The sequence below is a fragment of the Oscillibacter sp. MSJ-31 genome (assembly GCF_018918025.1).
Classification (GTDB): domain Bacteria; phylum Bacillota; class Clostridia; order Oscillospirales; family Oscillospiraceae; genus Hominicoprocola.
In genome coordinates this window covers 55,399-76,582 of the sequence record NZ_JAHLPT010000008.1, presented here as the reverse complement: position 1 = coordinate 76,582, position 21,184 = coordinate 55,399, and the positions used below count along the sequence as shown (strand labels likewise).

The window sequence follows — 21,184 nt, the reverse complement described above, 5'->3', positions numbered from 1 at the left end:
TTTTTTGCCGCCGGCCCCCTGCGGCGGCCCCATTTATTGATCCTGAGGTGAATCCCTATGGCATATATGCGGCTGGGCGATCTGCTGCTGTCCTCGGGCGTGATCTCGCACGAGCAGCTTGAGCGGGCGCTGGAACTGCAAAAGGAAAGTAAGGAGCGTCTGGGCGACGTGCTGGTGCAGAGCGGCATCATCACCGAGCAGCAGCTCATCGAGGCGCTGAAAATACAGCTCGGTGTGGAGTTCGTCGATCTCACGGCGGTCTCCATTCCGGTGGAGCTGGCGAAATATGTGCCGCGCACGCTGGCGAAGAAATACTGCGTGGTGCCTGTGAAGCTGGTGCGCGACACCCTCTACCTCGCGATGAGCGATCCGCTGGACTTCATCGCGCAGGAGGAGGTCAAGGCCGCCTCGCGCAAGCGCGTGATCCCGATGATCGCCACGCACCGCGCGACCGAGCAGGCCATCAGCCGCCTCTATGGCAGCGAGGGCACCGCCCGCGTCATTGAAGAGATGAAGCGCGAGGCAGGCTCCGCCGGGCCGGATATCGTGCCCGCGCAGCTCGCGAAGGACAGCGACAGCAGCGAGGGCGCGCCCACCATCCGCTTTGTCAACTCCCTCATCGAGCGCGCCTTTACCGAGCGCGCGAGCGATATCCATCTCGAGCCGCAGGAAGGCGAGATGGTGGTGCGTATGCGTATCGACGGCCTGCTCCGCCGCGTTCTGACCGTGCCGGCCGAGCTGCAGAGCGCCGTCATTTCCCGCCTGAAGATCATGGGCGGCATGGACATTGCCGAGCGCAAGGTCCCGCAGGACGGCCACGCCATGCTGCGCGTGAAGGGCAGCGAGATCGACCTGCGCATCTCCTCGATGCCGACGGTGTACGGCGAGAAGATCGTGCTGCGCCTGCTCAACAAGACCTCGCAGCTCCTCTCCCGCGATGCCATCGGCCTGGAGGGGGAAGACCTTGAGTATTATCGGACGCTGCTCAAGAACCCGAGCGGCGTGATCCTGCTGGTCGGCCCCACGGGCTCCGGCAAATCCACGACGATGTGCGTGATGCTCCGCGACCTCGCGCGCGAGGAAGTGAACATCGTCACGCTCGAGGACCCTGTGGAATATTACATCCCCGGCGTCAGCCAGTGCCAGATCAACGAAAAGACCGGCATGACCTTTGCCGGCGGTCTGCGCGCCATTCTGCGCCAGGACCCCGACATCATCTCCGTCGGAGAGATCCGCGACGGCGAGACCGCGAGCATCGCCATGCGCGCGGCGATCACCGGCCATCTGGTGCTCTCGACCCTGCACACCAACGACGCCCCCTCCGCGGTCGACCGTCTGCGCGACATCGGCGTGGAGCCGTGGCTGATCTCCGGCGCGCTGCGCGGCGTGGTGTCGCAGCGGCTTGTGCGCCGCATCTGTCCGCACTGCAAAAGACCCTATCATCCCGCGAGCGACGAGCTGGCCCTGCTGGGGCTGGACGACGCACCGGACCTCGTGTTCTACAAGGGCGCGGGCTGCCCGGACTGCCATCACACCGGCTACACCGGCCGCCGCGCCGTGTTCGAGATCCTGATGCTCGACGCGCCGCTGCGCCGCCTCATCAACGCTGGCGCGAGCGCGGACGAGCTTGCCGACGAGGCTCGCAGGCATGGCTTCACCACCATGCGCGAGCGCTGCCGCGACCTGGTGCTGCGCGGCGAAACGACGGCTGAGGAGGCCGCCCGCACCATCAGCTCCACCATCGAGAGCTGAACGGAATGACCAAAGAAAAAGGCGGGTGAATCGGCTTGACGACCTACAAGTACAAGGGCCAGTCGCTCAGCGGCGCAAGGGTGAGCGGTGTGGTGCGCGCCTACGACGAGTTCGAGGCCGTCGCCAAGCTGCGCGACACCTGTGCCTTCATCACCAAGATCGAGCCGGTGAAGGAGCGCGGGAACGCGCTGGATAAGCCCATCGGCTTCCGGCTCAAGGACAAGGAGCTGGCGCTGCTCTGCTCGCAGTTTTCCATCATTCTCACCTCGGGGCTGAGCGTGATGCGCTGCGTGGAGATGGTCGCCTCTCAGACACGCAATAAGTACACGCGCAGGATGCTGGAAAAGGTGGCGGAGGAGGTCGGCGCGGGCTATTCCCTCGCGCAGAGCTTTGAGAGCAACGCCCCTTATCTGCCCGCCACGTTCATCGAGACCGTGCGCGCGGGCGAGGAGTCCGGCACGCTCGCGCTGTGCTTCGACCGCCTGCACCGATACTACGAACGCGCCGCCAAGACCCGCGCGAAGATCATCAGCGCAATGACCTATCCCGTGATGGTCATTGTGGTCGCCATCATCGTGTTTATCATCATCATCGCCGTCGCCGTGCCGGCCTTTACCGACGCCTTTGCCGACCTCGGCGAGGGCGAGCTGCCGGGCGTGACGAAGGCGCTGATGGCCGTGAGCGGCTTTTTCAACCGCTGGTGGTGGCTGCTGCTGCTCATCGGGGCGGCGCTTGTCATCGCCTATCTCGCCTTCAAGCGCACCGAGCGCGGCAAGCTCGTGCTGGCGTCCTACGCCATCGAGCGCGCGCCGCTGCGGCGGCTGCGCAGCATGAGCGCGGCGGGCCGCTTCGCCAATACCATGTCCACCATGCTCACCGCCGGGCTCGGCGTGCCGCGTGCGCTGGACGTCACCAGCCAGGTCGTGGGCAACTACCTCTTTTCCCTCGGTGTGCGCAAGGTGAAGGAGAACGTGGAGCGCGGCCGCGGCATTGCCGAGAGCATGGCGGGCGTAGAGTGCTTCCCCAAGATGCTCACCGAGATGGTGGGCGTGGGCGAGCGCGCGGGCTCGCTGCCGCAGACGCTCGACGTCATCGGCAATTACTTCGACAGCGAGGTCGAAACGCAGAGCACGCGGCTGCTCAGCGTGCTCGAGCCGGTCATCACCATCGTGCTCGCGGTCATCGTGGTCGTGCTGCTGCTGGCGGTCTACATGCCGATGTTCAGTATGTACGGCAGCATCTGATGCGTTATCATTTCCGCGCGACCACCCCGCGCGGGACGATATAGAAAGAAACGGAAAAGGAGAAATTATTATGCTCAAGAAACTCACCAACAAAAAGGGCTTCACCCTCATGGAAATGCTGATCGTCGTCGCGATCATCGCGATTCTCGTCGCCATCGCCATCCCTACCTTCAACAGCGCTCTGAATAAGTCCAAGGTCGCTGCTGATACGGCAAATATCCGTTCCGGTTATGCCGCAGTTCAGGTCCAGATCCTGACAGAAGATGGTGCTGCTGGCACTTATTACCTTAAAAAAGATGGGTCTGTGGTAACAACGGACCCGACTACTAATGCCTATAAGACTCAGGGTAAGCCTGCTGCGGCCACTGAAATTGCGGGCATTTCTGTTGATGCTTGGGAAGCCAATAAAAGTGTTACTTATACCGTTGCAGATGGCAAGGTTACTAAGATTGAAGTCAAGTAACTTTTTCTAAAAATTTCTGAGCCCGCGCCGGAGCGCACGCTCCGGCGTGGGAACGCCCCCTTCCTTCTTGGATGAGCCGATTCTGCAGAGGGCTCATCTTCGGCGCTATGCTAAGAAATAAGGGGGTGGCCGAGGGTCGGCGGCCATCCCCCACGAAGGAAACCTATTCCAAGGAGGAATTTCGCGATGCTCCATCTCACCCCCTTCCTCACCGTATACTGCTGCGCGCTCGCCGCCGTTTTCGGCGCGTGTATGGCGAGCTTCCTGAACTGCATGGCGTGGCGCGTGGTCCACGGCGAGAGTGTGCTGCGCGGGCGGTCGCACTGCGACGCGTGCGGCCATGTGCTCGGCGCGCGGGACCTCGTTCCGATCGTGAGCTATCTCGCCTCCGGCGGGAGGTGCCGCTACTGCGGCGCGAAGCTCTCGAGCCGCCATGTGTGGGGCGAGGTGATGGGCGCGGCGGTGTTCGTGTCGCTCCTGCTGCATTATGATATTTCGCTCCGGCTTCTCGAAGCGTGGCTTCTGGCAAGCATTCTGCTCGCCTGCTCCTTCGCGGACCTGGAGGGGTACATCATTCCCGACCGCTTTTTAGCGGCCGGTCTTGTGCTTTTTATCGCGTCCCTCTTTTTTGCGCCTGCGCCGCTCGGACGGCTCGCGGACGGGCTGCTCGGCGGCCTCGGCGTGGCGCTCGGCCTGCTGGCGGTCGTCACGGTGCTGGAAAAGCGCATGGGGCGCGAGGCGATGGGCGGCGGTGATTTGAAGCTGCTGTTCGTCACCGGACTGTTTTTCGGCTGGAAGGGCAACCTCCTCTGCCTGATCTTAGCCTGCATCTTCGGCATCGTCTTCGGCCTGCTCGCCGCCCGGCGCGGCGGGGAGCAGGGCGCGCCGATCCCGTGGGGACCGTCCATCGCGCTCGGCGCGTGGGTCACGGCGCTCGCGGGCGAGCCGTTTATCCGTTGGTATCTGAGCCTTTTATAAGGCGCGTTTCGCAGCACTCCGCTGAAAGGAGAATGAGCATGAACAAGATCGTTGGCCTTGACATCGGTGAAAACAGCGTAAAAATGGCCTGTTTTGTGGGCCGCGAGCTGAAAAGGACCGCAAAGCTGGAGCTGCCCGACGCGATGGTGTCCGGCGGGCGCATCCTCTCGATGGACGCGATGGCGGACTTCCTGCACGACGCGGCAAAGGGAAACGGCATCCCGCTGACGAACGCCGCGCTGGTCGTGCCAGCGAGCGAGGTCTACACCCGCGTCATCACCCTGCCCGCCATGACCGAGCAGCAGCTTTTCTACAACCTGCCCTATGAGTTCCGCGACTTTCTGACGGAGGAGAAGAGCAAATATTTCTTCGACTACGCCGTGCGCCGCATCGTGAACGACGAGACGGGGTATCCGAAGGAAATGGAGCTCTTCGCCTGCGCCATTCTCAAGACCACGGTGGAGGGCTACCGCGCGATGCTGCACCGCGCGGGCTTTCGCCTGCGCGTGCTCACCGTCACCGAGTGCGCCTACGGCGCGGTACTGGGCGCATACCTCAGGCGCATGGGCGCGGAGGATGACGATAAGGACCGCTGCATCGTCTCCATCGGACACCGTAGCACGCACCTCTACATCTACCACGGCGCGACGTTCGACAGCCGCCGTGAGATCGACGTCGGCGGCAGGCTGATCGACGAGCAGATCGCCGAGCACTGCGGCGTGGACATCCATTTGGCGCACAGCTATATGCGCAGCGACTACAACGGCGTGCTTGAGGCGGACTATGCCCGCGAGGCGTACAGCCGTCTGGCGGTCGAGATCATGAAGGCGGTCAATTTCTACAACTACAACAACCGCGACCGCGAGCTGCACGACCTCTACATCTGCGGCGGTGGCGGCGGCATCGAGCCGATGCTGCGCACCATCGTCGAAACGACGAGGCTCACACTCCATCCGGTCTCCGAGCTGCTCTCGCAGCAGCTTTCGACCGAGGAGCCGTGGACGTATCTGCGTGCCATCGGCGGTGTGAGCGAGGGCATCAAGGGGGGACTGGCATGATCGCGGAGAAGGAGAAGAAAACGGCCCGCGCGAACACGCCCCGCCGTCCGGTCCGCTGCCCGCAGAAAACGGGCATCAACCTCAATCTGCACGAAAAGCGCACAGGCACGGTGCTCACGCTGCTTATCGGCGCGCTGTGCATCACCGTGCTTGCGCTGGCGGTCGCCAAGTTCGGCGTCCTCGACCTCTACGACCGGCTCGCCGACGCGCAGAGCGCGTATGCGCAGGCGCAGCAGGAGAACCGCGCCGCGCAGGAGAAGCTCTCGCACTTTGACGAGGTGCTCTCGGAGTACCGTACCTATTCGATGGAGTGGATGGAGGACGGCGAGGACTCCGACCTCAACTTTGCCGTGGAGCGCACGGAAATGCTCGACCTGATCGAGCGCACGGTGATGCCCTACGGCACGCTCAGCGCCCTGCAGGCACAGGGCGACCGCGTGGACGTCGAGCTGAACGAAACGGACCTTGACCGCATCGCCGAGGCGCTCAGCGCCGTGAAGGCGTCGAGCATCGTGGAGTCGGTCGGGCTGGAGCTTGCCGAAACGGAGAAGGACCGCCCCGCCGACGTGATGAAGTGTACGCTGCACATCGTGCTGAGAGGGGAGGCGGCGGAATGAACCGTGAATTGACCCTGCGGGAAAAGGTGCTGCTGCTCATCCTGATCGTGCTCGTGATGGTGCTCGGCTACTTCAAGCTCCTCTACGAGCCGGTCAGCGACCGCATCGCGCGCTGCCGCGAGGACACGGCGCAGGAGCAGCTTGCGCTGGAGCAGAACGCGGTCAGGCTGGCGCAGATGGAAAAGATGGAGCAGGCGCTCGCGGATATCCGCGCCGCCGGCGGCAGCAAGGCGATCCCGCGCTTCAACAACAGCGAGGCGCTGCTGCGCGAGCTGCGCGGCCTGCTCGCGGGCACGGGGGAATACTCCCTCGATTTCGGCGACGGCACGACGCAGCAGGGCTATATCGTCCTGCGTCCCGTCTCCATGACCTACCGCACGAGCACCTACGAGCAGTCGCGCGCGATCATTGACCGCCTCAGCGCGAGCGACAACATCAACCGGATATCCGACCTGAGCATCCGCCGCGACGAACGGAGCGGCGGCGGACAGGGCTATCAGACCGTGCTGACGGTGACCTATTTCGAGGTTGCGCCGTAACGCACAGAGGAGCAGAGCACCATGAAAAACAACAGGGCAAACAGACACAATGACCGCGGCTTCACCCTCTCGGAGGTCCTTCTGACGGTGGCGATCCTTGTGGTGCTGTTTGCCCTTGCCGCCGTTCCCGTCTCGAAGATGCGGCGCGAGCTGCGCCAGACGGAGCTGGACAGCAAGGCGGAGATCTTATTCCAGACCGCGCAGAACCGCATGACGCAGCTTCTGGCCGCCGGTATGGAGGAGAAATACAAGAGCGGCGACGATGTGAAGCACTTTACCTATATCCCTCTCGACGCGGAAGAGGACAAGTACGACGAGACCGATATCGGCAGGATTCCGCTCTGGTATGTGACCGATGCGGAAAAGGACAACGCCTCCGCCGCGGCGTATTACATCCTGCCGCGGGAGCAGACCGACGCCGAGCTGCGCGAGGGCCATTGGCTCGTGGAGTACAACGCGGACAGCGGCAGCGTCTACGCGGTGTTTTACAGCGAGGAGGCGCTGGGCGTGCATACCGGGCTCGATGTGCTGCGCTACCGCAGCCAGCGCATGAAAACGGCGAAGGTCGGCTACTATGGCGGCGACGCGGCGGCGGTCAATGACACCGGCGTGCTCGCGCCGCGGGCGGAGATCCTCAACGGGGAGACGCTGGAGGTGCGCATCGCCTGCAAGGCGCCGAATGACCGTCCGCTCCATTTCTTCATCACCATCCGCGACGACAAAGGAAATGAGACGGCGCGCACCGAGCTGAAAAATGATACCAAGACGTTCACCACGATCGAGAAGAGCTTCCGGGACTACGAGGTGACGGTGACGCTCGACGACCTGAGCGGCGACGGCAGCCGCCGCTTTGCGCAGCAGGAATGGCTGAAAATGCTGACGCCCGGGGAGAATCTGACCGTCACCGTTGAGGTCACCAGCGACGACCCGCTGGTGGAGGGCTCGCGATTTGTGCCCGAAAAGACAAATGGCCTGTTCCATACGCTGCGCGGCGGCGATACGGCGGTCGTTACCTGCGCCCGCCACCTGCAGAATCTGGACGAGACCTCCAAGTTGGCGCCGGTCATCACCCGCGCGGTGCAGGAGAAGAACATTGACTTCACCGGCGCGAGCGGCTGGGCGTCGGTCTACGGCGAGAAGAAGTTCCGCCCCATTGTTAACACGGCGCTGCGTGAATACCGGGGCAGCTATACCGTGGACGGCACGACGTACCGTCCGGTGATCGCGCATCTGCCGGTGGATACGAACGGCGACGCGGGCCTGTTTGAGAGCTTTTCCGGCGGCACGCTGGCGGACATCACGCTCACCGGCGCGCAGATCCGCGGCACGGGAAGGGTCGGCGGTCTTGCCGGCACGCTGTCCGGTACGGTGAGCGTTACCGGCTGCCGCGTCTATCTGGACCCGGCGAGCGACGGTCTGAGCACAAAAACGGAGCGGGATATTTGGCTCGTCGGCAATGTGATCGGCGGTCTGGTCGGCTATGTGAGCGGGAACGCGGAGGTCTCCATCGACAGCAGCTTTGCCGCCTCGGTCCTTCGGGGTACGACGGCGGCGGGCGGACTGATCGGACAGACGGACGGCGCTGTGACGGCGGAGCGCTGCTACGCCGACTGCTACCTCTACAACAGCGATAAGACGAACGGACAGACCGGCGGTCTGTTTGGCGGGAGCATCGGGACGAGCACGATCCGTCTGACGAGTTGCTACGCCGCGGGCTTCCAGGAGGCAGCGGTCACAGCGGGCCTGTCCGCCGGACCGGTCAAAGCTATGACGGGATGCTACAGCGTGAGCGTTCCGCTCAATGCGGACATTGATCTGACCTACTCGACGGCGAAGCCGGATGCACAGGTCCAGACCGCGGCGGCGGGGACCTTTTATCTGAAAGAGCGGGCGGCGAAGGCACAGCATATCGCCGAAACGGCCGGTGTCGGCTACGGAGAATGGAGCGGCGCCAGCCGCCCCGCCGCGGCGCAGAGACTTGGCACCGCATTTACCGCCGTGACGGGCGGCGGAAGCACCAACGCCTACAACCTCATGGAGGGCATGGGCCTGACCGACTACTCTTACCCGAAGCTGCAGGGGATCCCTCACTACGGCGACTGGAAGGCGGAGTTTGAGTCCGGCTCGCTGGCGTACTACGAGCATTATCAAAACGGCACGGCGGCAGGCTATGGCTTCCTCGGCGGCAACGTGTCGTCCCTGCGGGACGACGAAACGGTGCTGGGCGACGGCTACGGCATGATTTACGACAGCAAGCCGACCGCGTCGGTCACGGTCACCTATTGGACCTGGACGGCAGCGGGCGACGCGGATCAGAAGACGGAAACGCTTGACCCGAACGCCGCGGTGAAGGTCGCCTACAACGGAAAGGAATGCTATCTCCTGCCGCTGCCGACCGGGGCGGTGAATACGGAATATGTCGATCCGAACAGCTTCTATCAGGAGGTCAGGGTCGACGGCGCGGCGTATCTCTACGCGCCGCACTTTGCCCGCACGGTGACGACGCCCGGCGAGGACGGCACGGTGGAGAGCCCGACGGGCGTTTCCATCCGCACGGCGCGCCAGCTCTACGCGCTGAGCCTTTACTACGACGAATACCGGGAGCGGCTCGATGAGAGCAGCGTTTTTGTGCAGGAGCGCGGCATCGACTATGTCAGCTACGACTGGAAGAACTATGGCAGAAACGGCACCGAGCCCTCGGCGAACCTCCCCCAGCTCCCCATCGGCGACAGCACGACCAAGCCCTTCATCCACACCTACAACGGTCAGCGGCACGAGATCATCAGCGCGCCGATCACCGGAAACGGTCTCGGGCGCGGCGGCACGGAGACTGCGGGCGAGGTCTATGCGGGCCTGTTCGGCTGCAACGCGGGCGAGCTGCGCGACATCGTGCTCATTGCCGGCAGGGAGGACACGATCGTCGGCTTTGACCGCGGCATCCAGCGCAGGAGCGCCTACATCGGCGCGCTTGTCGGCTACAACTTCGGCACGGTGCGCGGCTGCGCGGCCGCGGGCTACCGCGCCAAGGCGCTGGCCAACAGCGGCAGCGCAGTCTATGTCGGCGGCTTCATCGGCTACAATGAGGGCTATGTGGAGCAGTGCAGCGTGAGCAGCCCCTCGGTCTATGCCGAGAACGTGTTCGCGCAGCTCAGCGTGGGCGGCTTCGCCGGACAGAACGACGGGCGCATCGAGGGCTGCTACGGCATCGCGGCGATCAATGTCCCGACCGTCCGCGGCGGCGAGGTAGAGCTCGGCGGCTTTGCCGCGCACAACGGCGGCATCATCCGCGGCGCCTACTGCGCGACGGCCATGTCCTCGGCGGGCGCGCGGGCGGACGGCTTTACCGCCTCCGGCAGCGTGCAGAGCTGCTACTATCTCAACGGCGGCACCTACCGCTTCTGGGAGGAGGACCGGCTGTACAGCGCGGAGACCGCGGGCGGCGCGCAGCCCATGACCGCGGCGGAGTTGGAGGAGCTCAAGCTGCCTGGCTTCGAAACGCAAGCGGAGGTGGACGCGCGGTATAGTCGGAAAAATACGGAGGACAGCTACCCCTATCCCGCCTGTATGCAGGACGCGAGCGGCGTACTCGTCCACTACGGCGACTGGCCGGTGCCGACGAATGTCGGCGAGGTCGGCGTGTTCTACTGGGAAAAGGAGGAGGACGGCGCGAACAGCGGCTATCACCTCTCCTACATCGGCTTTGTCGGCACGGAGCGCAAGGAGGGCAGTACCCTCTGCACCGCGCACGACGACGGCGGCGTGATCACCGCCTACGGCTACGGCTATTATTGGGAGAAGCGTTCTGAGGAACCGAGGCTGACGGCGAGCGGCGGCTTCGTCATGGACGGCGGTGATACGGAGGAGGCCGGGGCGGCGGCGTCGGCGCTGGGAGCGCAGATGCCGGAGTATACCTTCGCCGCCTACGAGACCGGCGAGACCGGTCTGCGCCTGCAGGCAGAGACCAACAGCCGAAACGGCAGCTATACGCTCCAGGCAAATGGCACATGGACGCTGAATGAAAAGTATATCTACACGCTCTGCCCGTTCTTTGCGGACGCCTTCGGCTATGCGGGCGATGCGGAGCCGGGTACGGACCAGGCGGCCTATCAGGTCCGCTCAGTGCAGCAGCTGCAGTTCATCAACTGGAGCTGCGGGGTCACGTCAAATAAGGTAGGAGGCTGGTGGAATCCAAGCTACACGTTTACCTATGAGACCGGCACAGACCGCGAGGTAACGGCAGCGACCTACCTGCAGTTCCCCTATCTGCAATACGCCACGGTCAAAGGCGTGAGCCGTCAGTCACAGAGTGCGGCGGAGCGGGATCGTCCGCGGCGCAGCTGGAAGCAGTCGCATGACCTCAACGGCACAGACCGGGAATTTCCGAAGGTCGGCGCGAAAAATACCTCGTTCCATCCCATCGCCGGTGCGGTTTTTAACAACGCGGCGGAGAATCCAAACAACGAGGGCTATGCGGTAGACCTCTACAGTTGGTTCGGCGGTGTGTACGACGGCGATAACTACTACATCAAGAACATCAACATCGACTCGCCCTGCTACAACGTCGGCGTTTTCGGCACGACGGCGGGCGCGGAGATCCGAAACATCGTGCTCTACAGCGACAACGGCGGAACGATCGAGCGCAGTACACCAGCGGGCACGGACTACCGTAACTACCGCTGCGCCTACGCGCTCGGCGGATTGGTGGGCATCGCGTATGACTACCTTTACGACGCGAACGGAAAATGGGTCAATGTTGAAAACCGCGCTGCGAAGATCGCCAACTGCGCCATTGCGGGCTATACCATCGAGGATAACAGCACCAACCCGCTCCAGCTCGGCGAGGCGGTGGTGGGCGGATTGATCGGCGTATCCAAGGTCAATTTGAACAGCTGCTCGGCGGTGGTCGATATCAAGGTCAACTGCACGCACCGGGAAGCCGGCGACAGCGGCAAACTGACCAGAGCTCAATACGGCAACTTTGTCCGCGTGGGCGGTCTGGTCGGCGGCGTGCAGTACAAGGTGACGAATTGCTACACCGGCGGAACGATCACGATCGGCAGCGATACGCTTAATGAGCGCGTGGATAAGAGCGGAAGCCTTGTCACCGTGAAGACCAGTACAGAGAAGGAGACAGAGGTCGAGAACGCGAAGGGGACCTATGTCTACATCGGCGGCATCGGCGGCAGCGGCTTTTCCTCCAACTTCCGCAATTTTTCCAACAAGAACGGCACGGACGACGGAGAGCCGGAGTATGAGAACTGCTACACCTATACGGGGCTGCCGACCATGCAGGGAACGATCATGTCGATCTCCCGCATCGGCAGTGTTGCCGACCGCTATGAATGGGCGCCGAGCGTGACCATTACCAACTGCTACTATTATGCGGAGTCAGATGTCCAGTACAACCTGCCGAAGTATTACTGCGGCAAAAAGAGTCTTGCGACGATCCTGGAGAGCGATGAGGAGAGGGAAAAGATGCTGCAGGGCGATCTTTCGTATCTCAGTGAATACATCGGCGGAAGAGATCATCGACCGAGCTATTCGATCGACCTGACAAAGCTCAGCTATGAGCAGATGGCAGGCAGGAAGGACGTCACGAAGAACGGGCAGGACAAAAGGATCCTGGAGCTGCTGAATCAAAACGGGGACAGCGTCTTCGGCTGGGTCACCGTCGAGGAGGCGCAGGCCGAGGTCCACGGGAAATACAGCTTTCCGGGCAAAAACATCGCCGTGCTCGACGGGCAGGACTACCCGTTCCCGACCGTGCTCACACAGGCGAGTGAGCACACCGACAGCGGCAGGGCGAACCTGCACTACGGCGACTGGCCGCTCGTCGGTCCGGTCTGGGAGAAGAGCAGCGTGACGATCGACCGCATCACCGACTACGATGCCGGAATCGGCAGCGCGGTTATTACCGCGGTGCTGAAGCTGGAGAACATGGAGGACGGAAAGCTCGGCGGGCTGACGCCCGAATCGTTCCGCTCGACCAATGAGAGCATCGCAAGGGTGACGGGCTTCGAGCCGCTTGACGCAAAGACCTGCCGCGTGACGCTGGAGGGCCTGGCGAACGGTTCGGTGGAGATCACCGCGGCGCTGGACGGTCATGTGGCGCGCTTGATGGTAAGCGTCACCGCGGAGCTGACGATCCGGATGAACGACGAGATCGAGCGCGCGAAGCAGATCACGGTGAACGAGGCCGCGACGGTGCCGCTCGGACTTGCCGCGCTGGACCGCGGCGGTAAGGCTCTGACGAAAGACCTCGGCTGGACGGTCGCCAATGCCGAGACGGGCGCTGCACAGATCGTCTGGAAAAACGGCGTTCCGCAGAGCGTCCGGGGCATCGGCGCGGGCGAGACGACGCTGCTCATCACGGCGAGCTATCGGATCGATGAGACTGAGACGGTCACGGTGAGCCGCATTGTGCCGGTGACGGTGCTGGCGAAGGCAGCCGACGGCACGGCGTAAAAAGGAAAGGAGGGGCATCGGGATGAAAAAACTGAAGAACGAACAGGGCGTGACCATTCTGATGGCCCTCCTGCTGGTCCTGACCGCGGCGGTGGTCAGCGCGGTCATTCTCTCCGCGGCGCTCAGCGCCGCGCGGCGCGTGAACGGCGACCGCACCGCGCAGCAGAACTACCTTGCCGTCAGCTCGGCGGCGGAGCTCGTACGCGACAGCATCGACCAGATGCGGTATACCGTGACTACCACCACGACTTACAAATGGGACGAGAAGAGCGAAGGCTATGTACAAACCGGCAGCTCCTCCACAGAGGAGCTGCCGACCGGCCTGATGGGAGACTGGCTCACGGACGGCGCGCGGAACGGCGGCTGCACCGATACCATCACCATCACGCTGCCGGATGAAGCGCTCCCGCCGGTCAAGGCAAGCTTTTCCATGACAGGACGGGGAACGGGAAGCGGGGGCTATGATATCCGGATCGCCTTTTCTCTGGCCGACGCCGGGAACGCGGACGACTGCCGCATGACGCTCAGGCTGAGCGGAAGCGTCAGCGAAAGTACAGACGTTTATGCGAACACCGCGGGCTGGAGCAGGATCGACGAATTGACCATCACCTGGAGCAACCCAAAGATCACCAAGGGAGCGGAGGGGAACGCATGAAAAAACGCAGAAGCAAGGCCGGTGAGACGCTGGTGGAGACGCTGGTGGAGACGCTGGTCTCCGTGCTCATCGCGGCGCTGGCGTTCGCCCTTCTCTCGACCGCCGCGGTGACCGCGGCGCGGATCAACGCCGCCGCGCGCGAGGACGTTTCCTTCCGCTATACCGCGGAGCAGGGAAAGACGGTGACCGTAACGGCTGAGGGAACCCACTTCGGCACGAGCCAAAAGATCGGCAGAAGGAATGTCACGCTCTATACAACGGACAACGGATATCAATATTATACGGACACGACCTCATCGGGGGTGACGCCATGAAAAAACTGCGCGGCAGCCGCGGCGTGACGCTCACCGAAACGCTGTGTACGGTGCTGATCGTGCTGCTCATCAGCGCGATGCTGGCGGTGGGCGTGCGCTTTGCCGTGCGGACGTACCGCGAGTCGATGGAGCTGTCGGAGACGGAGCTGCTCTGCTCCACGCTGACGGCAGCCATCAGCGACAAGCTGCGCTACAGCGGCGAGGTGGGACAGAATATGTTCATCCAGGGCGTCGGCACGACGGACAGCGGCGGCGGAGGCTCGTTTGCGATCAGCGACGACGGCGAGGTCGTCATTCAGACGACCGACAGCAAGGAGTTCCGGCTCCTCGGCTCGGCCTCCTACCCGCAGGGCCTGCGGGTGCGGACGACCGGCACGGGGGAAACGGACTTCATCAGCTACAGCGCCAAAACAGGGATCTTTACCGTTTCCTTTGCCATCGCGGACGCGCAGGGGAATATCCTGAAGGAGACATGCTTCGACGTCAAGCGCATCAACGCGGGCAAAAAGTGAAAAGGAGCTGCCGGACAAAATGTCCGGCAGCTCCTTTTAATCGCTTCGTGTGATGTCATGCACCCATTTGCCGCCGTGGATGCGCCAAAGGCCGACGGGAGTCTTTGCCAGATGCTCGATGGCGATGCACAGGCAGAACACCTCGTTCGGCACCTTAAGGACAAGGCCGAGCAGGCACATCAGCGGCAGCTCCACGCACCAGAGAGGGAAGTTGTCGATGAGCAGCGAGGCGCGCACGTCGCCGCCGCCGCGCAGCACACCCACGACCATCGTGGACGAAAAGCCGTGGAGGGGCATCACGCCCGCGTAGCAGTACACCATGACCGCGCACATCGCCGCCGCGCCCGCCGAGAGGGAGAAAAGCGGCAGCACATACGGCCGGAGCAGCGTAAAAAAGGCCAGAAGCTCCACGCCGCCGAGGGCGAGCGCGAAGAGAAATGCCGTGAGGCACACGGCCTTGCCGATGCGCACGACGCTCTCGCGGCTGCTGCCGATGCCGATCTCCTTGCCGACGATGACGGCGGCTGCGTTGGCGATGCCGTAGATGCCGGCGGTGGAGAGCTTGTCAATGCTGCCTGCCACGGTGTAGGCGGCGATGAGGTCGCCGCTCGCGGCCATGTGGCCCATGATGACGGTGATGAGCGAGTAGCCCACGCCCCAGAGCGTTTCGTTCGCCAGCACCGGCGCGCTGTAGTGGATGAAGCGGCGCAGCATCTCGCGGCCCGGGCGGAGAAGGGCGCTCCATTGGAGCGGCACGGTGCGGCAGCGCAGGGCGTAGCCGAAGGCGAGCGCAAATTCCACCACGCGCGAGAGCAGCGTGGCGGCCGCCGCGCCTGTGACGCCGAGCGCGGGGAAGCCGAGCTTGCCGAAGATGAGCACATAATTGCCCACGGTATTGCAGAGCATGGACGCGCCGAACACCAGCATACCGAAGCGCGGATTTTCGATGCTGCGCTGCATCCCGATGTAGATGGACGAGAGGGAATTGAGGATATACGAGAAGCCGACGATGCGGATATACGGCGTGCCGATCGCGACGAGACGGAGATTGTCCGTCACCAGCAGCAGAACATCCGCCGGGAAGAACGCCATGATGAGGGCGAAAACGGTCGAGACGCTGCCGGCAATGCACAAGCCAATGCCGATGACGCGGTTGATGCTCTCGCGGTCGCCGCGGCCCCAGTATTGGCTGATGAGCACGCTCGACCCGCTCTGCAATCCAAAGACGATGAGCTGGATGATGAAGATGGGCACATTTGCCACCGTGACGGCGGACATCTGCTCGCTGCCGAGCAGACCAACCATGAAGGTATCGAGGAAGCCGAGCGAGGTGGTGATGAGATTCTGCACGATGATGGGCAGAGCGAGCAGAAAAAGCCGTCGGTAAAAGCCCCCGGGCTGACGAAGATAGGAGAACATGAGCGACCTCGAATGGAAAAATTACAGCATGGGAAAGCGCGTTTCCCTGTGCCTGCGGAGAGCGGAAACGAGCGCGTCGACGTCCGCTTCGGTCGTTTCGGGCGCGAAGCTGACGCGCAGAACACCCGCGGCCGTCTTTTTGTCGAGCTTCATCGCGGCGTAGACGTGGCTGAGCTTGCCGCGGTGGCAGGCCGAGCCGGCGGAGATGCAGATGCCCTGCGCGCCGAGCTCGGTGACAACGTTCGCGCTCGGATAGCCGACGAGCGAGACGGAGAGGATATGCGGGGCGTCGCCGTTCCCGATGCGCACCACGCCGTCGATGGTGAGGAGCTGCTCGAGCGCGTACTGCTTGAGCTGCGCCATGCGGGCGAGCTTTTCCTCATAGCCCTCCAGCCGCAGCTCCACCGCCTTGGCGAAGCCCGCGATCTGCGCCGTGGCCTCGGTGCCCGAGCGCAGGCCGCGCTCCTGTCCGCCGCCCGCGAGCAGCGGACGCACCGCGCGGCAGCGCGGGCCGATGTAAAGCGCGCCGACGCCCTTGGGGGCGTTGAGCTTGTGTCCGCTGACGGAAATGAGGTCCGCGCCCAGCGTATCCGCGCGGAACGGGAGCTTCAAAAACGCCTGCACGGCGTCGGTGTGCAGCAGCGCCTTGGAGCCGCGCTCGCGCAGGAGCCGCGCAATCTCGCCGACGGGGAACACACAGCCGGTCTCGTTGTTCACGAGCATCACGGAGACGAGCGCCGTATCCTCGCGCAGCGCGTCCGCGACCTGCTGCGCGGTGATGCTGCCCTGACGGTCGGGCGCGAGATAGGTGACGGCATAGCCCTCCTGCTCCAGCTGACGGCAAGGCTCAAGCACGGCGCTGTGCTCCACGGCGGTGGTGATGATGTGCTTTCCGACGCGGCGGTTCTGGTGGGCGGCAAGGCGGATGGCCCAGTTGTCGCTCTCCGTGCCGCAGGAGGTAAAATACAGCTCGTCCGGCTTGCAGCCGAGTGCGGCGGCGATGACCGCGCGGTCCGCCTCCAGACGCTTTTTCGCGGCGGCGCCGTAGGGATACTGCGAGCTGGGGTTGCCGCTGCCGTTTAGTAAAACATCGTACATCGTATCCGCCACCTCGCGCGCGACAGGCGTGGTGGCGGCATGGTCGAGATAGATCATAGCAAAGCATTCCTTTCTTTGCACTTGCAATCAAGCGAAAACATGGTATGATTATATGCGGAAAATCCACGAAAAGCAAGGAGAAAGCATGAAGATCGGTATTTACACCCTGGGCTGCAAGGTGAATCAATACGAGACGCAGGCGATGGAGCAGGAGCTGACCGCCCGCGGGCACGAGCTGGTGGATTTTGAGTCTCCCGCCGATGCTTACATCATCAACACCTGCTCGGTCACGGCGGTGAGCGACAAGAAGTCGCGCCAGATGATCCGCCGCGCGAAGAAGAACAGTCCCGACGCGGTGGTCGCCGCCTGCGGCTGCTACGTTCAGACGCACGAGGAGGAGGCGAAGAGCCTCGGCATCGACCTTTTGATGGGCACGAACGACCGCGCGCGATTCCTTGACCGGCTGGAGGAGGCCGTGAAAACGCGCGAGGCGGTCGCGGACATCGACGACGCGCTGCGCCGCCGCACGTTCGAGGTGCTGCCGGCGGGCGGCATGGCGAACCGCACCCGCGCGATGCTCAAGGTCGAGGACGGCTGCGTGAACTTCTGCACCTACTGCATCATTCCCTACGCGCGCGGCCCCGTGCGCTCGCTGCCGATGGACAAGGCGGCGGAGCAGGTGCGCGCCCTGTGCTCACAGGGCTACCGTGAGCTTGTGGTCACGGGCATCGAAATTTCCTCCTACGGCCACGACCTCAAGGACGGCACGACGCTCATCGACCTTTTAGAGCTTATCGCCCGCGAGGGCGGGGAGATGCGCATCCGGCTCGGCTCGCTCGAGCCGCGCACGGTGACGCGGGAATTCTGCGAGCGGGCGAAAAAGCTCCCGACCCTCTGCCCGCACTTCCATCTCTCGATGCAGTCCGGCTGCGACGCGACGCTCAGGCGCATGAACCGCCGGTACGACACCGCGCGGTATTATGAGTCTGTGGAGCTGCTGCGCGAATATTTTGACGACCCCGCCATCACCACCGACCTCATCACCGGCTTCCCGGAGGAGACGGAGGAGGAGTTCGGTGAGACGCTCGCCTTCATTGAAAAGTGCGGCTTCGCCGCCATGCACATCTTCCCCTATTCCGTCCGCCCCGGCACGAAGGCCGCGGCGATGGCGCAGGTGGACATGAGCGTGCGCGAAGAGCGCGCGGCGCGCGCCGCCGCCGTCGCGGAGCGGATGCACCAAGGCTATCTCGCCCGCTGCGTGGGAAAGACCTTCCCCGTGCTCTTTGAGCAGGACAGGGGAGAGGGCAGCGTCGGCCACGCGCCGAACTATATGCCCGTCACGGTGGGGATGAAAGGGTTACATAACACTGTACAAAACGTGCGCATCACCGCCGTCGACGGCGACGGCCTGCGCGGGGAACCGGAGGAGACATGAAAAGCCACTTTTTTGCCTACATCGCGCGGATGCGCTACATCACACGCTGGGCGCTCATGCGCAACACCTTTTCCGAAAACGTGCAGGAGCACAGCCACATGGTCGCGGTGCTCGCGCACGCGCTCGCGGTGATCCGAAACCGCGTGTACGGCGGGCAGATCGACGCGGGACAGGTCGCCGCGGCCGCGCTCTACCATGACGCGAGCGAGATCATCACCGGCGATATGCCCACGCCTATCAAGTATTACGCGCCCGAGATCCGCGATGCCTACAAGAAGGTCGAGGCGGTCGCCTGCGGACGGCTCCTTGCCATGCTGCCCGACGAGCTCAGGCCGGACTACGACGACGTGCTCGACTGCGCGGACGGCGAGGTGCTCGAGTTGGTCAAGGCGGCGGACAAGCTATCCGCCTATATCAAGTGCGTCGAGGAGCTCAAGGCGGGCAACGCGGAATTTCGCCGCGCCGCCGAGCAGACCCGCGCCGCGCTCGACGCGATGCATCTGCCCGAGCTGGATTACTTTATGGAGCACTGCGCGGAGAGCTTTTCCATGACGCTCGACGAGCTGGAATAACAGGGAGGAAGAAACCATGATCAAAATTCGGACGCTGTATATCGTTCTGCCGCTCACCATTCTGATGGCGGTGGGCTGCTACCTCAAGGACTGGACGGCGGGCATCGCCCTGTGGGCGCTCCTTGCGCTCGTGTGCGTGGGGCGCATCCTGCGCGAGCGGAAGGAGAAGAACGGCGCGGAGGACGCACAGAAAAAGGAATAACGCACCGTGTGCGAAAAAAGGGAGAGCTTCCGCCGGAAGCTCTCCCTTTTTGCTGTCGTTTCCTCTGTCTCAATGCCGTGCGGGGTCCACCGTGTCAACGTATTCCAGCGCGGCGGGCCTGCCGTCCTCGTCGGAGACGAGCCGCCAGACCGTGTGCGCGCTGCTCCACGGCGCGCAGGCGTAGAGATAGGCCCCGTCGGTCGTGTAGTCGTAGAGCTCCCGCGTGAGGTCCGTGCGGTCGACGGTGAGGAGCCATTCCTCGCCGGTCGCGATGTCATGGCAACCGACGCCGACGTACCGCTGTTCGGCAAGCTGCCATTCGTACTGGTCGTAGAAAACGAACCCGTCTGCCGCGGCGACGTAGCTGCGTGTGTTCGGGCAGCGCAGCGTTGTGACCGAGCCGTCCGCACCGAGGCAGAGCATATTGTGTGTCAGCTTCTCGCCTCTCACACACTCGACCAGAGCGTATTGGCCGCCGCGGAGCACGAAGAAGCCCTGATCGAACAGCGTCCCCTCGGGTGTCACGTCCTCGCCGTCGCGGAGAAGCCGGTAGAGGGCGACCCCGTCCGCCCGCTGACCGCTCGGCACGAGGGTAAATTCGTACCCGCCGAACGTGAGGTGCGTGTTTTCATAGAACTGCTCGAAGCCCGCGCCGGAGGATGCGTACTCCTGCCGGACCTCCAGCAGCTCGCCGGTCCTGCCGTCGAGCAGGTATTCGCTCCAGACGATGGTGTCATTATAGCTCCGGGGCGGTACATTGGGCTCTGTGTCGGTTGGGACTTTGTCCTGATGAATGGTATAGCTGTTGAAGCGGAGCCGGACGTCGATGCGCCCGTCGCCGAGCAGCGAGAAGAAAAGCCGCGTGCAGTCCTGCGGTGCGGTGTAGAGCTTTATCCGCTCGCCCGTCTCGTGTACCTGCACATAGAGCGTTTCGCCCCGAAGGTAGTAAATGCCGTAGCCGTTCACTGCGTAGCCATCGTACCAGAAGGTGCTGAGCACCCGCTCGCTCGTGCCCATGGCGGGATCGTAGCACCAGACGCCGCTGTGGCGGACGTGGTAATAATAGCGGCCGTCCGCGATCGTGCCGGGGCTGGAGGCGCAGCCCGCGCCGAGCGAGTAGTCGAAGCGTCCGGCGACGTAGATGCCGCTGAAAAGCACCAGTGCGATGCACGCGGCCTTGATCAGCGCCGTCCGCCATGAGCGCTTCGGCCTCTGCCGCCGCGCGCCGCACTCCGCCAGCAACTCGTCGCCAAGATAGCTGAGGGAAGCGCTGAGCTGTTCGTTCGTCATACCGTAAAGCCCTCCTGTTCCAGATGTGCGCGCAGACCCTGCCGCGTACGGTAGAGGAGGCTTTTGACCGCGCCGATGCTCGTGCCGTACTGCCGCGCGACGTCGGCAAGCGGATCGACGTAGAAATAGCGGGCGAGGAAGACGCCGCGCTCGCGCGGCGAGAGCGTGCGCAGGTAGCGCTCGATGCTCTCGGCGAGCAGCCTCGCGTCCAGCGCTTCGTCCGCCTCGCCGCCGACCGCGTCGCCCAGCTCTTCAAGGGAGAGAAGATATTCCCGCGCGCCGCGCTTCTGCGCGCCGTCGCGGCGATAGCGGTCGATGGCGCCCTGCCGCGTCAAACGGCTGAGAAAAGCCGAAAACACCGGCGGGCGCTGCGGAGGAATGGCGTTCCACGTTTTCAGATAGGTGTCCGAGCGCACCTCCTCGCAGGCAAACTGGTCGAGGAGAATGCGCTGCGCGAGCTGCAGGAGCCGCGCTCCGTATTTTTTGTCGGTCTCGCCGATGGCATCCTCATTGCGCGCAAAATACAGCGCGATGATCTGCTCGTCCTTCATTTGGCCCCGCCTCCTTTCAC

The 21,184-nt window shown here is 63.6% G+C and carries 18 protein-coding genes; 14 read left to right on the top strand and 4 right to left on the bottom strand.

Going from position 1 to position 21,184, the window contains the following annotated elements; genetic code table 11:
- Positions 1-57 precede the first annotated feature (57 nt).
- The 11 genes from KQI17_RS07550 (at position 58) to KQI17_RS07500 (ending at position 14,597) form a co-directional block, all read left to right on the top strand.
- Complete coding sequence (locus KQI17_RS07550; RefSeq protein WP_216495574.1) at positions 58-1,752, top strand: GspE/PulE family protein; 1,695 nt, start codon at positions 58-60, stop codon at positions 1,750-1,752.
- Between the two features lie 35 nt (positions 1,753-1,787).
- Entirely contained in the window at positions 1,788-2,996 is a 1,209-nt protein-coding gene (locus tag KQI17_RS07545) for a type II secretion system F family protein (RefSeq protein WP_216495573.1), read from the top strand.
- A 70-nt stretch (positions 2,997-3,066) separates the two neighbouring features.
- The gene (locus KQI17_RS07540; RefSeq protein ID WP_216495572.1) at positions 3,067-3,459 is read left to right on the top strand and encodes a prepilin-type N-terminal cleavage/methylation domain-containing protein; all 393 of its coding nucleotides are present in this window, start codon (positions 3,067-3,069) and stop codon (positions 3,457-3,459) included.
- 186 nt (positions 3,460-3,645) lie between these two features.
- Positions 3,646-4,437 (top strand): A24 family peptidase, encoded by a 792-nt coding sequence (locus KQI17_RS07535; protein ID WP_216495571.1) that lies wholly within the window; start codon positions 3,646-3,648, stop codon positions 4,435-4,437.
- 38 nt (positions 4,438-4,475) lie between these two features.
- Positions 4,476-5,495 (top strand): pilus assembly protein PilM, encoded by a 1,020-nt coding sequence (pilM, locus tag KQI17_RS07530; protein WP_216495570.1) that lies wholly within the window; start codon positions 4,476-4,478, stop codon positions 5,493-5,495.
- A complete protein-coding gene (locus KQI17_RS07525; RefSeq protein ID WP_216495569.1) occupies positions 5,492-6,112 on the top strand; it encodes a hypothetical protein in 621 nt (206 codons plus the stop codon). The genes pilM and KQI17_RS07525 overlap by 4 nt, the downstream gene beginning before the upstream one ends.
- Positions 6,109-6,651, top strand: coding sequence for a hypothetical protein (locus KQI17_RS07520; protein ID WP_216495568.1), 543 nt, complete (start codon positions 6,109-6,111; stop codon positions 6,649-6,651). The genes KQI17_RS07525 and KQI17_RS07520 overlap by 4 nt, the downstream gene beginning before the upstream one ends.
- Positions 6,652-6,672: 21 nt before the next feature.
- On the top strand, positions 6,673-13,116 hold the full coding sequence (locus KQI17_RS07515) for a type II secretion system protein (RefSeq protein ID WP_216495567.1): 6,444 nt from the start codon (positions 6,673-6,675) through the stop codon (positions 13,114-13,116).
- A gap of 22 nt (positions 13,117-13,138) precedes the next feature.
- Complete coding sequence (locus KQI17_RS07510) at positions 13,139-13,771, top strand: hypothetical protein (protein ID WP_216495566.1); 633 nt, start codon at positions 13,139-13,141, stop codon at positions 13,769-13,771.
- Positions 13,768-14,085, top strand: coding sequence for a hypothetical protein (locus KQI17_RS07505; protein WP_216495565.1), 318 nt, complete (start codon positions 13,768-13,770; stop codon positions 14,083-14,085). Before KQI17_RS07510 ends, KQI17_RS07505 begins: the two co-directional genes overlap by 4 nt.
- The gene (locus KQI17_RS07500) at positions 14,082-14,597 is read left to right on the top strand and encodes a hypothetical protein (protein ID WP_216495564.1); all 516 of its coding nucleotides are present in this window, start codon (positions 14,082-14,084) and stop codon (positions 14,595-14,597) included. The genes KQI17_RS07505 and KQI17_RS07500 overlap by 4 nt, the downstream gene beginning before the upstream one ends.
- Before the next feature lie 36 nt (positions 14,598-14,633).
- Here KQI17_RS07500 and KQI17_RS07495 read toward each other — a convergent pair whose 3' ends face one another.
- Positions 14,634-16,016, bottom strand: coding sequence for an MATE family efflux transporter (locus KQI17_RS07495; RefSeq protein WP_216495563.1), 1,383 nt, complete (start codon positions 16,014-16,016; stop codon positions 14,634-14,636).
- A 21-nt stretch (positions 16,017-16,037) separates the two neighbouring features.
- Positions 16,038-17,171, bottom strand: a complete 1,134-nt coding sequence (locus KQI17_RS07490; RefSeq protein ID WP_216495562.1) for a cysteine desulfurase family protein — start codon at positions 17,169-17,171, stop codon at positions 16,038-16,040.
- 88 nt (positions 17,172-17,259) lie between these two features.
- On the opposite strand from KQI17_RS07490, the gene mtaB reads away from it, so the two are divergent.
- From mtaB to KQI17_RS07475, 3 genes are read left to right on the top strand one after another with little or no spacing between them, the layout of a single operon-like run.
- A complete protein-coding gene (mtaB, locus tag KQI17_RS07485) occupies positions 17,260-18,549 on the top strand; it encodes a tRNA (N(6)-L-threonylcarbamoyladenosine(37)-C(2))-methylthiotransferase MtaB (RefSeq protein ID WP_216495561.1) in 1,290 nt (429 codons plus the stop codon).
- Positions 18,546-19,121: a 5'-deoxynucleotidase gene (yfbR, locus tag KQI17_RS07480; RefSeq protein ID WP_216495560.1), complete on the top strand. Its 576-nt coding sequence runs from the start codon at positions 18,546-18,548 to the stop codon at positions 19,119-19,121. The genes mtaB and yfbR overlap by 4 nt, the downstream gene beginning before the upstream one ends.
- Before the next feature lie 16 nt (positions 19,122-19,137).
- Positions 19,138-19,323 (top strand): hypothetical protein, encoded by a 186-nt coding sequence (locus tag KQI17_RS07475; RefSeq protein ID WP_216495559.1) that lies wholly within the window; start codon positions 19,138-19,140, stop codon positions 19,321-19,323.
- A 69-nt stretch (positions 19,324-19,392) separates the two neighbouring features.
- Here the strand turns inward: KQI17_RS07475 and KQI17_RS07470 are convergent, their stop codons facing one another.
- Both KQI17_RS07470 and KQI17_RS07465 read right to left on the bottom strand, forming a co-directional pair.
- Positions 19,393-20,613, bottom strand: coding sequence for a hypothetical protein (locus tag KQI17_RS07470; protein WP_216495558.1), 1,221 nt, complete (start codon positions 20,611-20,613; stop codon positions 19,393-19,395).
- Positions 20,610-21,164, bottom strand: a complete 555-nt coding sequence (locus KQI17_RS07465; RefSeq protein WP_216495557.1) for an RNA polymerase sigma factor — start codon at positions 21,162-21,164, stop codon at positions 20,610-20,612. The genes KQI17_RS07470 and KQI17_RS07465 overlap by 4 nt, the downstream gene beginning before the upstream one ends.
- Positions 21,165-21,184 lie beyond the last annotated feature (20 nt).